The sequence below is a fragment of the Streptococcus sp. 27098_8_148 genome, assembly GCF_041432105.1.
In the GTDB taxonomy this organism is placed as follows: Bacteria; Bacillota; Bacilli; order Lactobacillales; family Streptococcaceae; genus Streptococcus; species Streptococcus parasanguinis_AE.
In genome coordinates this window covers 1-18,101 of the sequence record NZ_JAPVYY010000001.1, presented here as the reverse complement: position 1 = coordinate 18,101, position 18,101 = coordinate 1, and the positions used below count along the sequence as shown (strand labels likewise).

The window sequence follows — 18,101 nt, the reverse complement described above, 5'->3', positions numbered from 1 at the left end:
CTTCTTTACAAATCTAATAAATTCTATAAGAATAAAAAAATTTATTCGTTAGAATTATTCAATCGTCTACTGAAACTTTCCGCCGTGAGAAAAGTGCCTGAAACTATTAAGTTTCAGGCACTCGGAATTATTGAGACCTTAGGCTCAATAATTAGTCATGGAACTTCGTAGAAGTTCGCTGACGTCCGTACTCACTTAAGGAAAGTTTTTAAGATAACTTTGTCCTCAATCTGAAAAGTGCTAAGATTTTATCTTAGCACTTTTACTTTTATCTATTCCGTGCATACTCGATCAAATCGTATGGAAGCGTATTGGCACTTTCTCTTAGGGAATAGCTTTCTAATTCATTGACATTTTGTCGCATACGGCGCGCTTGCTTAGCGGTAATCAGGTGTTGCGCTTCATATTCAAAAATAATCTTACGCTCCAAATAATAGCCTCTCAACATTTCATCGATATTATTTGGTTTCACGCGATTAATAACCCGCTCCACAAAGGCCCCACTGGTAATAATAGCTGTTTCTCTCAGACGAGATTCTTGGAGGAAAGAGATCAAACTGCTCCGATAAATCCCCTTGAGGTCTTCCAAACTTTCGATGATGATTTCCGTATTGGCCAGATAAAGGGCCGCAATCTGGTCATAATCAATGGCCTCTAACTTGCTTTCCTCTCGGGTCCACCAGTTTCGCAAGCCAGACCCAAAAGTTAAGATCTCATGAACTAATAAACGCAAGAGACGGAAAGACACCAAGAGGTAATAGGTTAAGCGAGACGAAAGATTGCGATTGACACGTTGCTCCATATTGCGAAGATAGCGTTGGTAGACGCGGTAGCCTCGCTCTCGAATCTTCCCTTCTTCATAAGCCTGTTCCAAGCCGTCACTTTCAATACTCAAAATCAGGAGCTTCAACTGTTCCCAGTCCCTTTGAATGAGCCTGTTTTCTTGGCCTAGAATCAAGTTTTCTATGCGGCCATGGTAGTTATCAATCGCCGCATACAAGGGACCCTTGTGCTTGCTATTCTTTAGGTCTGCTTCTAATTCCATGACGACATCATTTAAAATCGCGATCTGCATCAGGTAGTCATTGGTTTCTTCCTTTTCTTCTGATAATTTTGGAAGTACCACTAAGCCTGCAATAAAGCTGACAAGGGTCACTCCTGCCACTAAAAAGAGTAGGATAGGGTATTCTTTTTCGATCTTGGTTGGAATCAAAAGAATCGTCGCAATCGAAACCGTTCCCTTCACACCCGAAAAGGTCAGCAATAAGGCATCTTTTAGATAATTTCTTAACGATTTTTTTAGTCGAACCGTTCGGAACCAATAAAAGAGGTAAACCATGACAAAACGAATCAAAAAGAGCAAGGCTGTCAACAGAAAGACAGAAAGAACTAAAAGAAGATTATTGTAAATGGGACTACTTAAGATGGGCTTGGAGATCATTTCCAATTCCATTCCTAAGATGACAAAGACCGACCCATTTAAGATAAAGTTGACCGTATTCCAGACAGTATGACTCACAGTATCTACCCGCGCTTCAAGGAGGGTAATGTGCTTAAAGCGACTGGCTTTTAGGATCCCTGACACAACTACTGCAATGATACCAGAGACATGGAGTTCTTCTGCTAGGAAGAAGGTCAACAGTGGGAGACTCAGTTCTAATAACAATTCACTGGCAATATCACTGGCGCGAACACTCAAGAGCAAGGTTTGCAACCACCGGTTCACAAAGGCCGTTAAGATCCCCACTGCAAATCCTCCAATGATGGAGATTCCTAAGGAAATCCCTGCCTCTCCAAGAGAGAAACTTCCGGTCGCAAGAGCTGCCAAGGCCACTCGAAAGGCAACTAGACCTGAGGCATCATTTAGTAACCCTTCGCCTTTTAAGATATTCGAAACCCGCTTTGGAAAGCTAAAGCGCTCAGACAGGGAGGCAAAGGCTACTAAGTCGGTAGGCCCAAGGGCTGCCCCAACTGCCATACAGGCTGCTAAAGGAAGGCTCAGCCACAAGGAGTGAGCTGCCCAGCCCAAACTAATGGTGGAGATAAAAATCACTGGGAAAATCAAATAGAGGATGATCCGCCAGTGCTTTAAGACGGAAGTAATATCTGCTTCTTCTGCTTCTCGAAATAAGAGAGGGCCAATGACCAGCGCCAGAAAGAGCTCGGTATCCAGATGAAAATTTTCTTCTGGCACAAAGAGGGCCCAACCAATCCCTAGTAAAATTTGAATCAAGGGTAGAGGAAGACTTGGCACAAGTTTATTGGTGGCATTTGAGACGATCAAAATCATCGAAAAGATCACTGCATAAAGGAGTAGTTCCATATCACTCCCTCCTTAGCGTTCTTGGCAGCAGGTCTCAAATTGCTGTTTTAACTCCGCAATCTTTTGGTCTGTCTTGGTTACATCCTTGTGCTCAATCTTCTTTTGGCACCGTTCCATCTCAAGCGAAACCAATTTCTTTTTTATTTTGAGCATCTTTTTGGTCATATGAGCTTCATCATAAAAACCTATTGCACGCTCGTGGATGGTTGATTCGACAAAATGATGTCTCAATCCTTCGATTTTATTCTTTAAATATTCTTTATCCATGACGGTAGCTTTCTAATTTTTCGATCATGACCAAAAACGGTGGCTGATTCACTTGATTCAGTGTCCGGTAGATGGTCGCTGTATAGTCTTTTTGAGGAAGCTGACTAACAAAGTCCAGCACTGCATCACGCTCGATGTCTCCTCCCTCATGACCATAATAGATCATAATAGCCATTCGCCCACCTTTTTCTAGGCGAGCACAGATTTTCTCCATCGCTTCAATCGTGGTAGCAGGAAGAGTAATGACCGACTTATCTGCAGATGGCAGATACCCCAGATTAAAAATAGCTGCTTTGAGGGTCTCCACATATTGGTCCACATGCTGGTGGCCATCCAAAATCAACCGGACATGTTGAAGACCCAACTTTTCCAATCGTTCTCGGGTATTTACAAGTGCTTGTTCTTGAATATCAAAGGCATAGACCTGGCCTGCAAGTTGGGCTAAAAAGGCCGTATCATGTCCATTTCCCATGGTCGCATCCACCACCACATCTTCTTTGGTGATGACTTCTGCTAAAAATTGATGGGCCATTTCAAGTGGTCGAAGCATCAGCAGTCTCCTTTTCTTCTAGCTTACATCCTTGGGTACTTCCACGCCGACGCATTTCAGTTTCAATGGCGTTTAGGACTTCCCATTTGTTGAGGCTCCACATAGGGCCAATCAACATATCCCTTGGCGCGTCCCCTGTAATCCGGTGGATGACAATGTGTTTGGGGATGATCTCCAACTGGTCACAGATGACCTTGACATACTCCTCCTGGCTCATGAGTTGAAGTCGTCCTTCATGATAGTCCCGTTGCATCCGTGTATTGGTCATCAAATGCAAGAGGTGTAACTTGATGCCATCAATTTCATTATCGGTCACACAACGGCGAACATTTTCCACCATCATCTCATGCGTCTCCCCAGGAAGGCCATTGATCAAATGGGATACGATCTCTGCCTTGGGGACCCGTTTGCGAATACGCTTGACTGTTTCAACATAGAGATCATAACTATGGGCCCGATTGATCAATTCAGAAGTCGCTTCATAAGTCGTCTGAAGCCCCAACTCGATCGTCACATGCATGCGCTCTGTCAGCTCTGCTAGGTAGGCTAAGGTCTCATCTGGTAAACAGTCCGGACGCGTACCAATGTTGATTCCTACCACTCCTGGTTCATTGATGGCCTGTTCATACCGCTCTCGAATGACTTCCACTTTATCGTGGGTATTGGTGAAATTTTGAAAATAGACCAGGTACTTCTTCACATCTGGCCATTTCCGATGCATAAAATCAATCTCTTTGTAAAACTGTTCTCGAATCGGAGCTTCTGGGGCCACAATGGCATCTCCTGAACCCGAGACCGTACAAAAAGTACAGCCACCATGGGCGACTGTTCCGTCTCGATTGGGACAATCAAAGCCTGCATCAATAGGGACTTTAAAAGTCTTTTCTCCAAATAGGGTTCGATAATAATCATTCAAGGTATTGTAGGATTTCATACCCTTCATTATAGCAAAAAAAGAGTCGAACTCAAAACGCGAGTTCAACTCCTAGTTGTTAGATGCTTATTTTTGCTTACCTGTAAAGCGCCATTGAAATCGCAAGCGATCATACAAGGGATACTCAAACTGTAAGACAGCGAGACCCAAAATCATACTGCCGAGAACGTCTGATGGGTAGTGGACCCCGACATAAACGCGGGAAACCACAATGGTCACGATTCCCAGAACCAGCAAGCCTTGAAGGCAATAGCGGGCTGTTTTATTTTTTACATGTTGGCTGATGATGATGATCAAACTTCCCAAAACAAGAGTAGACGCCAGTGAATGACCACTCGGGAAAGAAAAGCCTTTTTCCTCTACTAGATAAAGAATACTTGGTCTCGGTCTCTGGTAGATATTCTTTAGAAGAAGAACCAAAAGAGCAGTCAATACCAGATTGCTCCCAAGGAAGAGGGCCTCACTGTACCACTTCTTATAGGCAAAAACCGCCAGCAGAAGCCCCACCCAGATGACAATGATCTTGGTATCCATGACATGGGTCACCTTGGTAAAGAAGGCCGTCAGTGTTGCAGGCAGATCGCCTCGAATAGCAGATTGAATCGTGCTATCAAAGCCTGTTAATTGTTGCGGGTAAAAGCGAATCACATACCCAAGAATGACAAAAATGAGAAGGGCGAAGCTTGCCCTCGCCCAATGTTGTTGTTTATTTTTCATATTTTTTCAAAATCGGTTGCAATAAGGTATAGATCAACCCAAATGCGATGGCCCAAATCACTCCTTCGATCAGGTTAAACGGTGCAACCATTGCGGCTAAATAGTGGACAAGCCCTAGTGTTTTCGAAATATCATAGTTCATAAAACGAGCATACAAAGGGATTGCATAGACATAGTTCACCAATACCATCGTGATACTCAAGCTGATCGTTCCAACAATCATTGCCAGAACAAATCGACCATGGGTCCGTTCCTTGTTCCAAATCCATGCAAAAGCAAGGACAAAAACAAGAACTCCAATGATATTGATTGGTAATCCGATCAAGGTTTCAAGCCCCTTATTATTAAGGGCTAACTTAAGAACAGATCGGATCAAGGTTACCCAAACGGCACTTTTAAAATCCAATAGGACCAAGGCCAACAAAATGGCGATGATACTCAAATCAATTTTGAAGAAATCTATCAAGAAAGAAAATTGATAGAACATCAAAATAAAAGATAAAGCGGATAAAACAGCCACTAGGGTCAGTTTACGTGTATTTGTCATAACAGGTTCCTCCAATTTTTTAAAAATTAGAGAAGCTGGAAAGACGTCTACCCCATCATTCTACTCTAAACTATTTAAACAAAGCTTAAACTAGAAACTATTCTAGTTACTTTAGCTGGTCTCCATCGAAACATGCCGTTAGTCAGTCTTAGACCCTAACGTTCCATTTCCATGCATCAGCTCTAAACAGATCAGAATAGCTGTCAGTCTATTCGTCTCTCGTCTTCTCCCATCCAGACTATACTGTCGGTTGTGGAGTCACACCACATCAGCTTGCGCTCGCGGACTTCTTTTAGAGTATGGAAAAGAACATTTCCTAGTAAAAGTCACCGCCGGTCGGGAATTACACCCTGCCCTGAAGACCCTTTTATGATAACAAAAAAAACTTGCCTAGGCAAGTTTTTGTAACGTCATGGATTACATCGTTCGGGTTTTAATTTTCGTTCTTATTTGAGCTTGTCGTGCTCATAACGATGGCTCAACTCCAGCCCCTTAAAACCTTGCTGGCGGAGTGCCTCATAGACAATCATGCAGACAGTATTGGAGACATTTAAACTACGGACATGCTCATCATTCATCGGAATGCGAATGGCCTTCTCCTCGTGCTGGCGCATAAAATCTTCCGGCAAACCTTTATCCTCGCGTCCAAACAAGAAATAATGGGACTTCCCATCCTGATAAGAAACATCCGAATAGGTCTGATTTGCAAACTTAGACACCAAGTGCACCTGACCGTCACGCGCTGCTTCCATAAACTCTTCTAAGCTATCATAGAAACGGACATCCAGCTTGTCCCAGTAATCGAGTCCTGCTCGCTTCATCTTGCGATCATCGATCGGAAAAGCCATGGGACGAATAATATGTAAGGGGGAATTGGTTGCCGCACAAGTCCGTGCAATATTGCCCGTATTTTGCGGAATCTGAGGTTGGAACAAGACGATGTGGTTTTGAGCCGCTGACTCTTGGTAGTCTAGTTCTTCAATATTCATACTCGATCTCTTTCTGATAAAAAAATAGCCACACTGCCCGGAGTCAAGCTCAGCAAACAGCGTGGTTACAGCTTCATTAACTTAACTCACAACAGGTTTGAGGTAAATCAACGAAGGTACCTCTTAAGTATATCACTTTTGAAGCTCCTGTCAATAGTTTTTTTAGATTTTTTTAAGAAACTATATCAAAGTTTTCGATTCCTCCTCATTCTTCTATTTTAACAATTTTTCCCACTTGTTATTAGCTTGGTATAATTCCTCCAGAAAGTCCTTAAAATAGATGAATTTTTCTTGAAAATAGAGTATGATAGAAGCATACTCTGGAGGTAATCTATGAAAATTATTGTTGTTGGTGGAGGAAAGGTCGGAACGGCCCTTTGTCGTTCTCTCGTTGCTGAAAACCACGATGTTATTTTGATCGAAAAAGACGAATCCGTTCTCAACCATATTACCAAACGGTTTGATATCATTGGGATTTTAGGAAATGGCGCAAACTTCAAGATCTTGGAGCAAGCAGATGTTGAAGACTGCGATATCTTCATTTCCATGACCGAGTACGACGAAGTGAACATGGTTTCTGCTGTTTTAGCTAAAAAAATGGGAGCCAAAGAAACCATCGTTCGGGTGCGAAATCCGGAATATTCCAATTCCTACTTCAAGGAAAAAAATATCTTGGGCTTCTCCCTGGTTGTCAATCCTGAATTGCTGACAGCTCGTTATATTGCTAATATCATTGACTTCCCAAATGCCCTTTCTGTGGAGCATTTTGCAAACGGCCGTGTTGCCTTGATGGAATTTAAGATCAAGCCAGATAGCAATCTCTGCAATATGAGCCTATCCCAATTCCGAAAGAAATACGGAAATGTCATTGTTTGTGCGATCGAGCGTGGCAATGAACTCACGATTCCAAATGGAGACTTTGTTTTGCAACCTCAAGACAAGATTTTCGTGACAGGAAATAGGATCGAGATCGTTCTCTTCCACAACAATGTCCGACCTCAAGTCATTAAGAGCATGATGATGATTGGTGCCGGAAAAATTGCCTACTATCTACTCAATATTCTCCAGGATGTGCGTCGCAAAATCGATCTCAAGGTCATCGAAGTCAATCGCGAACGAGCTGAATTCTTTAGCCAAGAATTCCCTGACCTCTATGTCGTCCATGGAGACGGAACCGCTAAAGACATTCTTTTAGAAGAGAGTGCCAATAACTTTGATGCTGTGGCTACTTTGACAGGGGTCGATGAAGAAAACATCATCACCTCCATGTTCTTGGATTCTGTCGGAGTCAAAAAGAACATTACCAAAGTCAACCGAACCAGTCTGTTGGAGATCATTGGCGATCAGGATATGACCAGTATTGTCACTCCAAAACGCATCGCTGTAGACACCATTATGCACTTTATTCGCGGGCGCTACAATGCACAGTTCTCAAACCTAGAAGCCTTGCACCATGTCGCAAACGGCCGGATTGAAACCTTGCAGTTCCAAATTAAGGAAGACAACAAACTAACCCAATATCCCCTCTCTGAATTGAAATTGAAGAAGGGCGTTTTGATCGCTGCCATTATTCGAGACGGCAAAGCTATTTTCCCAAATGGAGATGACCGTTTGATGGTAGGGGATCGGATTATCGTGACCACCTTGATTCAAAATGTCACTAAAATCTACGATCTACTTGAGAGGTAAGCCTGATGAATAGAAGCATGATTCGTTACCTCTTATCCAAACTCCTCTTAATCGAGGCAGGTCTCCTAATCGTTCCCCTAGTGGTCGCTGCAATCTATCGGGAACCTGCCAAAGTCTTTGTCTCTATTGGAGCAACCATGGCCATCCTACTTGCGTTTGGCCTCCTTGGTAGTTTTCACAAACCAAAGGATTTTCACATCTATGCTAAGGAAGGAGTCCTGATTGTAGCACTTTGTTGGATCCTATGGTCCTTCTTTGGTGCCCTTCCCTTTGTCTTTTCGGGCCAAATTCCAAACATTATCGATGCCTTCTTTGAAGTCAGCTCCGGCTTTACAACAACAGGGGCAACGATTTTAGACGATGTGGGTGTCCTCAGCCACTCTCTCCTCTTTTGGCGTAGTTTTACCCACTTGATAGGGGGGATGGGAGTATTGGTCTTCGCCCTTGCAATTATGGACAATAACAAGAACAGCCACCTGGAAGTCATGAAGGCAGAGGTTCCTGGTCCAGTGTTTGGCAAGGTCGTTTCCAAATTAAAAAACACGGCTCAAATTCTCTACTTCTTGTACTTGGGTTTGTTCTTCCTCTTTGTGGTTCTTTATTTCCTTGCTGGCATGCCCCTGTATGATAGTTTTGTCATCGCCATGGGGACAGCTGGTACTGGGGGCTTTACTGTCTTTAACGATGGGATTGCCCACTACAATAGTAGTTTGATCACCTATTTGGTCAGTATCGGGGTCTTGGTCTTTGGGGTTAACTTTAACCTCTACTACTTCCTCATGATCCGAAAATTCAAGGCCTTCTTTAAAGATGAGGAATTGCGGACCTACATCACTATTGTAATCCTATCTAGCGTATTGATTGCCTACAATTGCCTTCATCTCTATGCTAATGTTGCGAAGAGCTTTGAGATTTCCTTCTTCCAAGTGTCCAATATCATCACCACCACCGGTTTTGGTTATGGAACGACGGAAAAATGGCCTCTCTTTTCTCAGTTCATCCTCTTGATGCTGATGGTCATCGGTGGTTCTGCTGGATCGACCGCTGGGGGGCTTAAAGTCATTCGGTGCTTGACCTTATGGCGAATCGCAAAAAATCAGGTTCTTTCGACCTTGTCTCCGAATCGCGTTCTAACCTTGCATGTCAATGATACGGTATTGGATAAGGATACACAGCATCAGATCCTCAAGTACTTTACAATATACAGTTTTATCACAATCGGCTTGCTCTTTGTAGTCAGTCTAGACAATAATAACTTCATGACGGTTGTCAGCGCTGTCTTTAGTTGTTTCAACAACATTGGACCTATGATTGGAACAGGTCAAACCTTCTCCATCTTTAGTCCGATTTCAAAACTGTTACTTTCCTTAGCCATGATTGCCGGACGGCTTGAAATCTATCCAATGATTCTTCTCTTCCTCCCTAAAACGTGGTCTAAACGCTGATAGACAACTCTTGTACAAAATCAACGAGAGTGGGACAGAAATCGGTCATTCGTTAGAATTCGATTTCGTCGTCCCACCTCCGCACAGTTGAGTAGGGCTGTAAAAGCTGATGAAATCAGCGTAGTAGAGCCCACTCAACCACTGCGTCTTGCTCGACAATCCAAAAATAATTGAGAGGCTAGGACTTTTGTCCCAGCCTCGTTTCTGTTTATTTGCGATCGGCCTATTTTGATTCTTCATTTCGCTTCAGACTAAAATGGTCTGGCAAGGGGTCTGGTCCTGCTTTGGTTCCAGGATGGCAACGTAGAATCCTGGCAATCCCCATCAAGACACCTTTCACACCAAAACGTTCAATCGCTTGGATCATATAATTGGAACAGGTCGGTTGAAAGCGACAAGAAGGCGGAAATATGGGAGAGATCCATTTTTGATAGCCTCTGACCATAGTAATCAGGATTTTTTTCATGCTTTTTTAGATTTAGTCACTGCTAGATTGTGCAACTGGCTGATTTCTTTTTTGTTCAAGCGACGGTATTCACCCGGACGAAGTCCTGAGACATCTAGGTTTCCAAACTGGGTTCGAGAGAGTTTGTCCACTAAAAGTCCTACAGCTTCAAACATCTTTTTGACCTGGTGGTTGCGCCCTTCATGAATGGTCAACTGAACCACTGAACGGTTCTTTTCAACATCCACTTTTAAGATCTCGTAAGTCGCTGGCTTGGTTTTCTTTCCATCAATGGTCACCCCTCGCGTCAAGGGACGCAAGTTTTCCTTATTGGCAATCCCTTTGACACGCGCCACATAGACCTTATCAATTTCATTGCGCGGGTGAATCATCTCATCTGTAAAATCACCATCATTGGTCAAAATCAAGACACCAGATGTATCCCAGTCCAAACGTCCCACTGGGTAGATGCGCTCTGGTACTTGAGATAAAAGGTCAACGACTGTTGTCCGCCCTTTATCATCTGATACACTAGAGATGACGCCACGTGGCTTATTTAAAAGATAATAGACCTTTTCTTCGTTATAGATTGGAGTCCCTTCTACTTCAACCTGATCACCGGTTTTAATGATAGTCGCTAATTCACGCACAACTTGGCCATTGACCGTCACCAAGCCTTGCTTGATCAGTTCTTCGGCCTTGCGACGACTAGCCACGCCTGCATGGGCAATATATTTGTTAATTCTCATCTAGTTCCTCTGTTCTCTCTGAAAATAATTGACCTTCTTCTGGATCGATGTCCACTTCCTCAACCTTTGGCAATTCCTCCAAATGATTGATCCCCATATAATCCAAAAAATACTCCGTCGTGACATACAAATTAGGACGCCCGAGGACTTCTTTTTTTCCGTCTTCGCGGATCAGATCAAATGACAGTAGTTTGGTAATAGCACCACTGGAATTGACACCTCGAATATCATCGACCTCCACGCGGGTGATCGGTTGCTTATAAGCAATAATTGACAAGGTTTCAAGGGCAGCCCGAGACAAACTTTGGTTCATAGGCGTTCTAGAATAGTCTCGTAAAACCGAAGCGTAGTCTGCCTTTGTCACCAATTTATAACGGGAAGCTGTCTCCATCAAACACAGACTCGTACCTGTATCCTCCTGGTATTTTTGGGCCAATTTTTCTAAACTTTGCACCACACCTGTTGGGGGTAAAGAGAGAAGATCTGCGATTTGTCTGGCAGTAATTCCCTCTTCACCCGCTACAAATAAGAGTGCTTCAATTTCAGCTAATTTGCTCATGTTCAATCCTATTTAAGTAAATTTCTCCGAAAGCCGTATCCTGTACCACTGTGACCTCTTGGATCTTGATCAATTCAAGGGTTGCAAGAAATAGGGTAATGACCTCTTGGAGATCCGCTGCTTCTAGAAACAAGTCCTGTAAGAGAACTTGTGAGCGATCGTGGAATCGGTGACGCAGCTGGTCCATCAGATCCTCAATCTTGTATTCATCCTTGACAATGGTTGTATGGTTCTGGCGGAATTCTTCTTTTTTCTTCGTCAATAGTTTTGAGAAAGCCAAGAAGAGATCCACCGTGGTGCGATCATGAAGTAATTCGGTATCGTCATAGACCAATTCCATCTTTGGTTTCGAATAATAGAGGGCGCGCTCCTCGTGCTGCGAGGCCATCAACTCTCCTAATTGCTTGTAAGTACGGTACTCTTCCAATTGAGAAAGGAGGTCCTGCTCTAGATCCTCTGCTTCATCCATCTCCTCTGCGACCTTAGGAAGAAGTCTACGACTCTTGATCAGGGTTAGTTGACTAGCCATCAGCATGTATTCCCCTGCTACCTCTAGTTTCATAGCCTGGAGAGTCGCCAGATAAGCCAGGTACTGTTCAATCACCTCAATCAAGGGGACCTCATAGATATCCATCTGGTATTTAGAGACCAAGTGGAGCAAGAGGTCCAAAGGCCCTTCAAAATCTTTTATTTTAATATCCATTATTTATATTTTTCTAATGTCACCATGGTTTTTAGGCCCAATTCACGCGCAATACTAAAGAGATCCACACCGAGTTCACGTTGTTTCAAAATATACTGCTCACGAATTGATTGGGCCGAAAGGTCTTGGTTGCCTTTTTCGATCAAGAAGGCTTCTAACTGTCGGAATCCCCACTGACGGGAGTAAGATTTTCCTTTATTATCAAAGAGATAGACACCATCGAGGAAGAGTTGCAACTCATCCAGTAAAGGCTCTGGAACTTTTAAAACCCGTTTTTGGCCATCTTTGCCCACTCGAATGACATGAAAGTCCAGCTGAATATCTTCGACCTTGACTTGGAGGATCTCACTTGGCAATAAGCCCATCTCCAGAATCAATAAGGCCATCAAGCGTCCCTGTGGGTTAGTTGATTCTTCCCAAAAATGGGTCAGATCCAACAATTCACGATCATGGATCTTGGCCGGTTGAATTTTAGGCAAGACCAAACGATGGTATTCAGAAATAAAGCGTTCTTGATACAAATAATATAAAAATTGGTTAACAGCGGATAATTTTCGTTTTTGAACCGCCGGTTTAAAATCTTTAATCGAAGCTTGGTAAATTCTCAAATTCGTCGGCGTCACTTTTCCATGAATTGATTCAATAAATTGGTCCAAATCATAGAAATAGGCTGACTGAGAATTTTCACTTAGTTCTTTTTGATCAATAAAACTTGCAATAAATTCTTTCATTTTGGAATCATCTCGTATTCATTTGAAAAATTATGCATCAGCGAATTGATGGCTTTGAGGATAGATTTCCGAGTAATAATCCCTTGGAAATAACCTTCTTCATCCACCACTGATAAGAAGGAGTCATCCACCAACTTGTGAAGGACTTCTGTCAAATTGAAGTCTAAGCCGATGACCCCGACCTCCTTCTTTGCAACGTCTACGATATCCATCGAAGCAAAAGTCTCCTCAGGAATCTCGTGTTTCAATTGATAAGATAGAATATCCGTTAGGGAGATCGTCCCCACAAACTTGCGTTCATCCGTCACTACCGGGATGCGACTATAGCTAATCTGGCTCAACAGCAAGACCGCATGGTCTACATTGTGGGTATCAATCAAGACCGCTAAATTTTTGGCAGGAGTTAAGAACGTCTCTTCCTGCGCCAGCAAGAAACGTTCAAATTCCTTTGCTATCATCTGCTAAACTCCTTTGTCAATTCAGGGTACAATTCATGATCTCGCGTATAATACTCTACCTTGAAGTTCGAATCGGTAATCTCTATCTTGGCATACAAACACTCGCGAATCAGACCACGAGGTTGGCTAACGGATCCAGGATTCACAAAGAGGGTTCTTCCTTCCTTCCAAGCATCTGGGATATGAAGGTGGCCGTATAGACAGATATCTGCTTCCTCCTCTTGGGCCCACAAATCCAATTTTTGAAAACTAAAATTGATCTGGAAAAGATGTCCGTGGGTCTGGATGATCCGTGTTGGCCCTAGTTGGGTCACCAAGCGTTCCGGATAGCCATCATAAAAATCCATATTTCCTTGGACAACGTGGATCCCTTTCCAGACAGGATCATCACTTTTTAGTTCAGAATCCCCATTGTGAAAGATCCCATCGACCTGGCCTAGGTATTTTTCTTTAATAGCTTCAACAATGGAGCGGTCTCCATGTGAGTCACTCATAACGATGATTGTTTGCTTTGCCATGATGGAAATACCTCCAATAACTTTTTAACAGCTAAAGCACGATGTGATTGTGTATTTTTTTCTTCTAGCGTTAATTCAGCAGCAACACGGCCCGTTTCCCCAACTAAGAAGAGAGGGTCATAGCCAAAGCCGTGTTCCCCTTTGGGCTCAAAATTAATATACCCTGGCCAATCTGCCTCCACCACTAGGCTTTCCTTGCCTGGTCTTGCAACCACCAAGGTCGTATGGAACCGAGCTGAACGATCTTTCAAGTCAAAAACCATGGCCAATTCGTGCAACAATTTCGCATTGTTTTCCGCATCTGTCGCACCAACTCCCGCAAAGCGAGCTGACCAAACTCCTGGTAAGCCTCCCAAGATATCTACCTTCAAACCTGAATCATCTGCTAAGACTGTTTTCCCAGTTAGCTCTGCAATCGTTTCAGCTTTTAGGCGGGCATTCTCTTCAAAGGTCAGACCTGTCTCTTCGACTTCTGGAAGCTCTGGGTATTGATTGAGATTTTCCACTTCAAAGCCCAGCTTTTCAAACATATTACGGAATTCTTTGGTTTTTCCCTCATTTCGAGTCGCAATAAGAATCGTATCTTTGACCTTGTCTTGACCCAAGAAGGCTTCCAAATCCACCCCATCACTTGGCAAATGCAAATAGAGCAATTTCCCTTTTTCAACCAAGAGCAAGGCTCCTTGACGCTGTACTATTTCAAAAGCTCTTCCCTTGACTTCATTCAAGATTTCGGTCAAAAAGGTCAGAAAACGAAAGGCTGAACCATAGCGCATCACCGATAGATTGAGAGGGAATCCTTCAGGATCCTTGGCAAAGAGAAGTTCCAGCTGATCTAACAGAGTGGAAGCTTCCGCAGGCACTTGACTAAATTGGTTGTAGTCTGCATCTTCTCCCCATTGGGCAATATACCATTCTTGGGGATCTTTGTATTCAAATAGTTTGTCACTCATAAATTTACATGCTCCACATTCACTGAACGTTCTAGCCATTTTTCGGCAATCGCTGCAAAGCTATTGGCATTTGCAGTTGTATAAAAGCGGTGGGTCTGCTCTAAGAGTTCGCGACTCTTATTGAGCTCAAAATAGTTTAATAAAACGGAGATATCCCGAACACACTCTGCCCCACTATCAATCAATTTGACATCCGGTCCCATAACATTTTGAATGATCGGTTTTAAAAGGGGATAATGGGTGCATCCCAAGACTAAGGTATCAACCTTTCCAACTAGTGGTTTTAGGGTTTCGTAAACCACCTTTTTGGTCACACTGGATGCCAACTCGTTTGATTCCACTAAAGGAACAAACTTGGGACAAGCTAAACTGCTGACTTCCATGTCTGGTGCTAGACTTTGAATCTTCTCTTTATAAATTCCAGAAGAAACCGTCATCGGTGTCCCAATGACCCCAATTTTTTGATGGGTCGTCGATTTAATGGCTGCAGAAGCTCCGGGTAAGATCACTCCCAAAACAGGAATATCGAGTTTCTCCTTGACTTCTTCCCAAACCACTGCAGTCGCTGTATTACAGGCTAAGACAATCATCTTGACATTTTTGGTCAGAAGGAAGTTCACCATCTGCCAAGTATACTCGCGAATTTGGTCTGCTGGTCTAGGACCATAAGGTGCACGCGCTGAATCTCCAATATAGACGACATCTTCGTGAGGAAGCTGACGGAGCAATTCGCGGACAACAGTCAGGCCCCCTACTCCAGAATCTAAAAAACCAATCGGTCGGTTATCCATATCTCTTCCTTCCAAAAGGAGGGACTAAGAAATTCCTCCAAGCCCCTCTCATTTATTATCGTGAGATTGCCCCACTCTTATTTTTTCTTGTTTTTCGCCATTGCTGATTTTTGTTGGCTCACAATTTGGCGATAGACTTGTTGAACTTTTGCTTCGCTTGGGCGTTGGCCACTCGCTCCTAAAAGCGTACGAACTGCTTCAACATTCAAACGTGGGTTTGATGCAAATTCTTTTTCAAATTGACGACGAAGCAAGAACATTCCTGCAACCATCCCACCAAAGAAAGCTAAAATAATCAACAAAATTCCTAAAAAGAGATTCATATAATTTTCTCCGATCCATTATTTTTACATAACTATCATTATATCAGACAATCGCTTATTTTTCAATGTCAAAGCCGTAGAGTGTCGCAAGATAATCTTCTGGTTTTTCTGCTCGACGAATCAAACGGGCCTGCCCATCTTCTTGAAGCAAAACTTCTGCTGAACGCAACTTAGCATTGTACTGATAGCCCATTGAAAATCCATGGGCTCCGGTGTCATGGATCACAAGTAAATCTCCAATCTCCGTCACGGGTAATTCACGTTGTTTCGCAAATTTATCGTTATTTTCACAGAGACTTCCCACGACATCGACCACTTCAGTCGGTTCCTCTGGACGATCCATATTGGTGATATGGTGATAAGCACCGTACATAGCCGGTCTAAGAAGATTCACAGCTGAAGCATCGACACCCACATAGGTCCGGTAGGTTTTCTTTTTATGCGTCACTCTGGTTACCAAGAGGCCGTGTGAAGCCAGCATAAAGCGACCAAGCTCGGTATAGATTTTCACATGACCAAGTCCTGCTGGTTTGAGAATCTCATCAAAAACGCGATGCACACCTTCCCCAATAATGTCAATATCATTTGGTTCTTGTTCTGGCTTGTAATTGACCCCAACTCCACCAGAGAGGTTGATGAAGCCCAAGTGGACACCTGTTTTCTCGACGACTTCTACTGCCAATTCAAAAAGTTGACGCGCTAACTCTGGATAGTAGTCGTTGGATACAGTATTAGAAGCCAATAAAGCGTGAATACCAAACTCTTCCACACCTAGTTCTTTCAACTCAATAAAGGCTTGAATCAATTGCTCCTTGGTCATTCCAAACTTGGCTTCTTCAGGATTGTCCATAATATCGGTTCCCAGTTCAAAAACTCCACCAGGATTATAGCGGCAAGAAATAACCTTGGGGATGCTGGTCACAGACTTCAAGAAAGCAATGTCTTCATAGGCGTCCAGATTGATCGTTGCCCCTAATTCTCTAGCATAGACAAATTCATCAGCTGGCGTGTTGTTAGAAGAAAACATGATTTCTTTTCCACTAAAGCCCAGTTTATCTGCCATCAACAATTCGACATAGCTGGCCGTGTCAACTCCACAGCCCTCTTCTTGCAAAATTTTTAGGATCGATGGGTTAGGAGTCGCCTTGATGGCAAAATATTCCTTAAATCCTTCATTCCAAGCAAAAGCTTGATGGAGGGCACGCGCTGTTTCACGAATTCCTGCTTCGTCATAGAGATGGAAAGGGGTCGGAAATTTTTGGGTCAGGCTTTCTAATTGTTCACGGGTTACAAAAGGTGTTTTCATAAGCGCTCATTTCTATACTTTAGTCACTATTAGTATAGCACAAGTCGGAAGACAAAAAAAGCCGAGGCAACTGCCCCAGCTCAATTGCTCTTTGATTAGTCGTTTCTTCCGAAGATACGAAGAAGGCTGATAAAGAGGTTGATAGAGTCAAGATAAAGTTCCAAAGCCATCGCTACTGCCCAACCTGTAGCAGGTTGACCATTTGTTTGATCATAGACATAGCGAATCTTTTGGTTATCCCAAGCTGTCAATCCTGCAAAGAGGAAGACAGAGATAATACTCAAGATATAGTCCATTCCAGAACTTCTCAAGAACATGTTCACAACAGAAGCGATGATCACACCGATCAAGACTCCCATCAAGGCACGTCCCATACCAGACAGGTCTTTTTTCACGACGCGTCCGATAGCTCCCATGACAATAAACATCAAGGCACTGACCAAGAAAGCCTTATAGACAGTTGCTTGCATGTAGCGAGCAATGATAAAGCTCAAGGTAAAGCCATTCAAAGCTGAGTAGATCAAGAAGATCGGAAGAGCAGACGGGCTATTTTTAACAGCCTTCCCACTTGCAACAAAGACCAAGATCAATTCTACAACCACTGCTGCATAGTAAACCATTGGTGCTGTTGTCAAGATTTGAACGAAGAAATCTTGAAAGACCGTCATCATAAGACCAGACACAAGGGCTGAAATCCCAACACCGATCCCAACTAATGAGTAGACTTTGTTATAAAAAGCATTCAATCCACTTTGTTCTTGGATTACTGAATCATTATACATATAAACAAGTTCCTTTCAAATTTGTTTACTATGATTTTAACATTTTTCGATGAAAAAATCTCCTTTTGGCCATCTTTTTACGCCAAGGTTCTGAAGCTTCCTTAACAGCCCAGTATTTATCCACCATCGTCACTACGAAGGATTCTTTGTAGCGAGGCGGGGCAAGGGTAGCACCCCACATATGTTTAATAATGATGTCTTCTTCCTTGGCATTGAGATCTGTGATCTTTCGTGCATTTCTCACGGCAATGCGGGGATGGATCCAGGCGTGACTTTTCGTAAACTTGGTCTCGCGCCAATCATAGTAAAAGAGGTCATGCAG

General features: G+C 43.2%; 21 protein-coding genes, 1 pseudogene and 1 riboswitch. Of the genes and pseudogenes, 2 read left to right on the top strand and 20 right to left on the bottom strand.

What is annotated here, in order from left to right:
• Window positions 1-268: 268 nt before the first annotated feature.
• From O3646_RS00110 to trmL, 7 genes are all read right to left on the bottom strand, one after another.
• Window positions 269-2,323: a cation:proton antiporter gene (locus O3646_RS00110; protein ID WP_371610336.1), complete on the bottom strand. Its 2,055-nt coding sequence runs from the start codon at window positions 2,321-2,323 to the stop codon at window positions 269-271.
• A 12-nt stretch (window positions 2,324-2,335) separates the two neighbouring features.
• Window positions 2,336-2,590 (bottom strand): hypothetical protein, encoded by a 255-nt coding sequence (locus O3646_RS00105; protein WP_023918874.1) that lies wholly within the window; start codon window positions 2,588-2,590, stop codon window positions 2,336-2,338.
• Window positions 2,583-3,140, bottom strand: coding sequence for a class I SAM-dependent methyltransferase (locus tag O3646_RS00100; protein WP_125826897.1), 558 nt, complete (start codon window positions 3,138-3,140; stop codon window positions 2,583-2,585). The genes O3646_RS00105 and O3646_RS00100 overlap by 8 nt, the downstream gene beginning before the upstream one ends.
• On the bottom strand, window positions 3,124-4,083 hold the full coding sequence (locus tag O3646_RS00095; protein ID WP_195623401.1) for a TIGR01212 family radical SAM protein: 960 nt from the start codon (window positions 4,081-4,083) through the stop codon (window positions 3,124-3,126). The genes O3646_RS00100 and O3646_RS00095 overlap by 17 nt, the downstream gene beginning before the upstream one ends.
• 57 nt (window positions 4,084-4,140) lie before the next feature.
• Window positions 4,141-4,791, bottom strand: a complete 651-nt coding sequence (locus O3646_RS00090; protein WP_315376666.1) for a phosphatase PAP2 family protein — start codon at window positions 4,789-4,791, stop codon at window positions 4,141-4,143.
• Window positions 4,781-5,353, bottom strand: coding sequence for an ECF transporter S component (locus O3646_RS00085; RefSeq protein ID WP_338120632.1), 573 nt, complete (start codon window positions 5,351-5,353; stop codon window positions 4,781-4,783). Before O3646_RS00085 ends, O3646_RS00090 begins: the two co-directional genes overlap by 11 nt.
• A gap of 202 nt (window positions 5,354-5,555) precedes the next feature.
• Window positions 5,556-5,705, bottom strand: a riboswitch (FMN riboswitch).
• Window positions 5,706-5,784: 79 nt separating this feature from the next.
• A complete protein-coding gene (gene trmL / locus O3646_RS00080) occupies window positions 5,785-6,327 on the bottom strand; it encodes a tRNA (uridine(34)/cytosine(34)/5-carboxymethylaminomethyluridine(34)-2'-O)-methyltransferase TrmL (protein WP_003008338.1) in 543 nt (180 codons plus the stop codon).
• Between the two features lie 333 nt (window positions 6,328-6,660).
• Between trmL and trkA the strand changes: the two genes are divergently transcribed.
• Window positions 6,661-8,016 carry a Trk system potassium transporter TrkA gene (gene trkA / locus O3646_RS00075; protein WP_201036733.1) on the top strand — a complete coding sequence of 452 codons (1,356 nt, stop codon included), beginning with the start codon at window positions 6,661-6,663 and terminating at the stop codon, window positions 8,014-8,016.
• 5 nt (window positions 8,017-8,021) lie between these two features.
• On the top strand, window positions 8,022-9,461 hold the full coding sequence (locus O3646_RS00070; protein WP_371610335.1) for a TrkH family potassium uptake protein: 1,440 nt from the start codon (window positions 8,022-8,024) through the stop codon (window positions 9,459-9,461).
• 223 nt (window positions 9,462-9,684) lie between these two features.
• On the opposite strand, the gene yidD is transcribed toward O3646_RS00070, so the two are convergent.
• From yidD to O3646_RS00005, 13 genes and pseudogenes are all read right to left on the bottom strand, one after another.
• Window positions 9,685-9,927, bottom strand: coding sequence for a membrane protein insertion efficiency factor YidD (gene yidD / locus O3646_RS00065; RefSeq protein WP_371610334.1), 243 nt, complete (start codon window positions 9,925-9,927; stop codon window positions 9,685-9,687).
• Window positions 9,924-10,655, bottom strand: a complete 732-nt coding sequence (locus tag O3646_RS00060) for a pseudouridine synthase (protein ID WP_003005375.1) — start codon at window positions 10,653-10,655, stop codon at window positions 9,924-9,926. Before O3646_RS00060 ends, yidD begins: the two co-directional genes overlap by 4 nt.
• Window positions 10,645-11,214 carry an SMC-Scp complex subunit ScpB gene (gene scpB / locus O3646_RS00055; RefSeq protein ID WP_070587004.1) on the bottom strand — a complete coding sequence of 190 codons (570 nt, stop codon included), beginning with the start codon at window positions 11,212-11,214 and terminating at the stop codon, window positions 10,645-10,647. Before scpB ends, O3646_RS00060 begins: the two co-directional genes overlap by 11 nt.
• Window positions 11,198-11,917, bottom strand: a complete 720-nt coding sequence (locus tag O3646_RS00050) for a segregation/condensation protein A (protein WP_049472072.1) — start codon at window positions 11,915-11,917, stop codon at window positions 11,198-11,200. Before O3646_RS00050 ends, scpB begins: the two co-directional genes overlap by 17 nt.
• Window positions 11,917-12,648 (bottom strand): site-specific tyrosine recombinase XerD, encoded by a 732-nt coding sequence (xerD, locus tag O3646_RS00045; protein ID WP_070466407.1) that lies wholly within the window; start codon window positions 12,646-12,648, stop codon window positions 11,917-11,919. The genes O3646_RS00050 and xerD overlap by 1 nt, the downstream gene beginning before the upstream one ends.
• Complete coding sequence (gene cbpB, locus O3646_RS00040; RefSeq protein WP_003008353.1) at window positions 12,645-13,106, bottom strand: cyclic-di-AMP-binding protein CbpB; 462 nt, start codon at window positions 13,104-13,106, stop codon at window positions 12,645-12,647. The genes xerD and cbpB overlap by 4 nt, the downstream gene beginning before the upstream one ends.
• Window positions 13,103-13,624, bottom strand: a complete 522-nt coding sequence (locus O3646_RS00035; protein ID WP_049474019.1) for a metallophosphoesterase — start codon at window positions 13,622-13,624, stop codon at window positions 13,103-13,105. Before O3646_RS00035 ends, cbpB begins: the two co-directional genes overlap by 4 nt.
• On the bottom strand, window positions 13,597-14,577 hold the full coding sequence (locus O3646_RS00030) for a nucleoside-triphosphate diphosphatase (RefSeq protein ID WP_371610333.1): 981 nt from the start codon (window positions 14,575-14,577) through the stop codon (window positions 13,597-13,599). Before O3646_RS00030 ends, O3646_RS00035 begins: the two co-directional genes overlap by 28 nt.
• A complete protein-coding gene (gene racE / locus O3646_RS00025) occupies window positions 14,574-15,368 on the bottom strand; it encodes a glutamate racemase (RefSeq protein WP_003008361.1) in 795 nt (264 codons plus the stop codon). The genes O3646_RS00030 and racE overlap by 4 nt, the downstream gene beginning before the upstream one ends.
• Before the next feature lie 77 nt (window positions 15,369-15,445).
• Entirely contained in the window at window positions 15,446-15,691 is a 246-nt protein-coding gene (locus tag O3646_RS00020) for a YneF family protein (RefSeq protein ID WP_195189419.1), read from the bottom strand.
• A 55-nt stretch (window positions 15,692-15,746) separates the two neighbouring features.
• A complete protein-coding gene (locus O3646_RS00015; RefSeq protein WP_371610332.1) occupies window positions 15,747-16,997 on the bottom strand; it encodes a diaminopimelate decarboxylase in 1,251 nt (416 codons plus the stop codon).
• Window positions 16,998-17,092: 95 nt separating this feature from the next.
• A complete protein-coding gene (locus O3646_RS00010; protein ID WP_155172411.1) occupies window positions 17,093-17,779 on the bottom strand; it encodes a Bax inhibitor-1/YccA family protein in 687 nt (228 codons plus the stop codon).
• A gap of 28 nt (window positions 17,780-17,807) precedes the next feature.
• Window positions 17,808-18,101 (bottom strand): annotated as a pseudogene (locus O3646_RS00005) (HAD family hydrolase); the annotation flags it as partial.

Bases quoted from the DNA above. Each gene is read 5' to 3' on its own strand.
- O3646_RS00110 (WP_371610336.1), bottom strand. From the start codon at position 2,323: ATGGAACTACTCCTTTATGCAGTGATCTTTTCGATGATTTTGATCGTC.
- yidD (WP_371610334.1), bottom strand. From the start codon at position 9,927: ATGAAAAAAATCCTGATTACTATGGTCAGAGGCTATCAAAAATGGATC.
- O3646_RS00070 (WP_371610335.1), top strand. From the start codon at position 8,022: ATGAATAGAAGCATGATTCGTTACCTCTTATCCAAACTCCTCTTAATC.
- O3646_RS00095 (WP_195623401.1), bottom strand. From the start codon at position 4,083: ATGAAGGGTATGAAATCCTACAATACCTTGAATGATTATTATCGAACC.
- O3646_RS00035 (WP_049474019.1), bottom strand. From the start codon at position 13,624: ATGGCAAAGCAAACAATCATCGTTATGAGTGACTCACATGGAGACCGC.
- O3646_RS00090 (WP_315376666.1), bottom strand. From the start codon at position 4,791: ATGAAAAATAAACAACAACATTGGGCGAGGGCAAGCTTCGCCCTTCTC.
- O3646_RS00015 (WP_371610332.1), bottom strand. From the start codon at position 16,997: ATGAAAACACCTTTTGTAACCCGTGAACAATTAGAAAGCCTGACCCAA.
- racE (WP_003008361.1), bottom strand. From the start codon at position 15,368: ATGGATAACCGACCGATTGGTTTTTTAGATTCTGGAGTAGGGGGCCTG.
- scpB (WP_070587004.1), bottom strand. From the start codon at position 11,214: ATGAGCAAATTAGCTGAAATTGAAGCACTCTTATTTGTAGCGGGTGAA.
- O3646_RS00010 (WP_155172411.1), bottom strand. From the start codon at position 17,779: ATGTATAATGATTCAGTAATCCAAGAACAAAGTGGATTGAATGCTTTT.
- O3646_RS00050 (WP_049472072.1), bottom strand. From the start codon at position 11,917: ATGGATATTAAAATAAAAGATTTTGAAGGGCCTTTGGACCTCTTGCTC.
- xerD (WP_070466407.1), bottom strand. From the start codon at position 12,648: ATGAAAGAATTTATTGCAAGTTTTATTGATCAAAAAGAACTAAGTGAA.
- O3646_RS00020 (WP_195189419.1), bottom strand. From the start codon at position 15,691: ATGAATCTCTTTTTAGGAATTTTGTTGATTATTTTAGCTTTCTTTGGT.
- cbpB (WP_003008353.1), bottom strand. From the start codon at position 13,106: ATGATAGCAAAGGAATTTGAACGTTTCTTGCTGGCGCAGGAAGAGACG.
- O3646_RS00100 (WP_125826897.1), bottom strand. From the start codon at position 3,140: ATGCTTCGACCACTTGAAATGGCCCATCAATTTTTAGCAGAAGTCATC.
- trmL (WP_003008338.1), bottom strand. From the start codon at position 6,327: ATGAATATTGAAGAACTAGACTACCAAGAGTCAGCGGCTCAAAACCAC.
- O3646_RS00060 (WP_003005375.1), bottom strand. From the start codon at position 10,655: ATGAGAATTAACAAATATATTGCCCATGCAGGCGTGGCTAGTCGTCGC.
- O3646_RS00030 (WP_371610333.1), bottom strand. From the start codon at position 14,577: ATGAGTGACAAACTATTTGAATACAAAGATCCCCAAGAATGGTATATT.
- O3646_RS00105 (WP_023918874.1), bottom strand. From the start codon at position 2,590: ATGGATAAAGAATATTTAAAGAATAAAATCGAAGGATTGAGACATCAT.
- trkA (WP_201036733.1), top strand. From the start codon at position 6,661: ATGAAAATTATTGTTGTTGGTGGAGGAAAGGTCGGAACGGCCCTTTGT.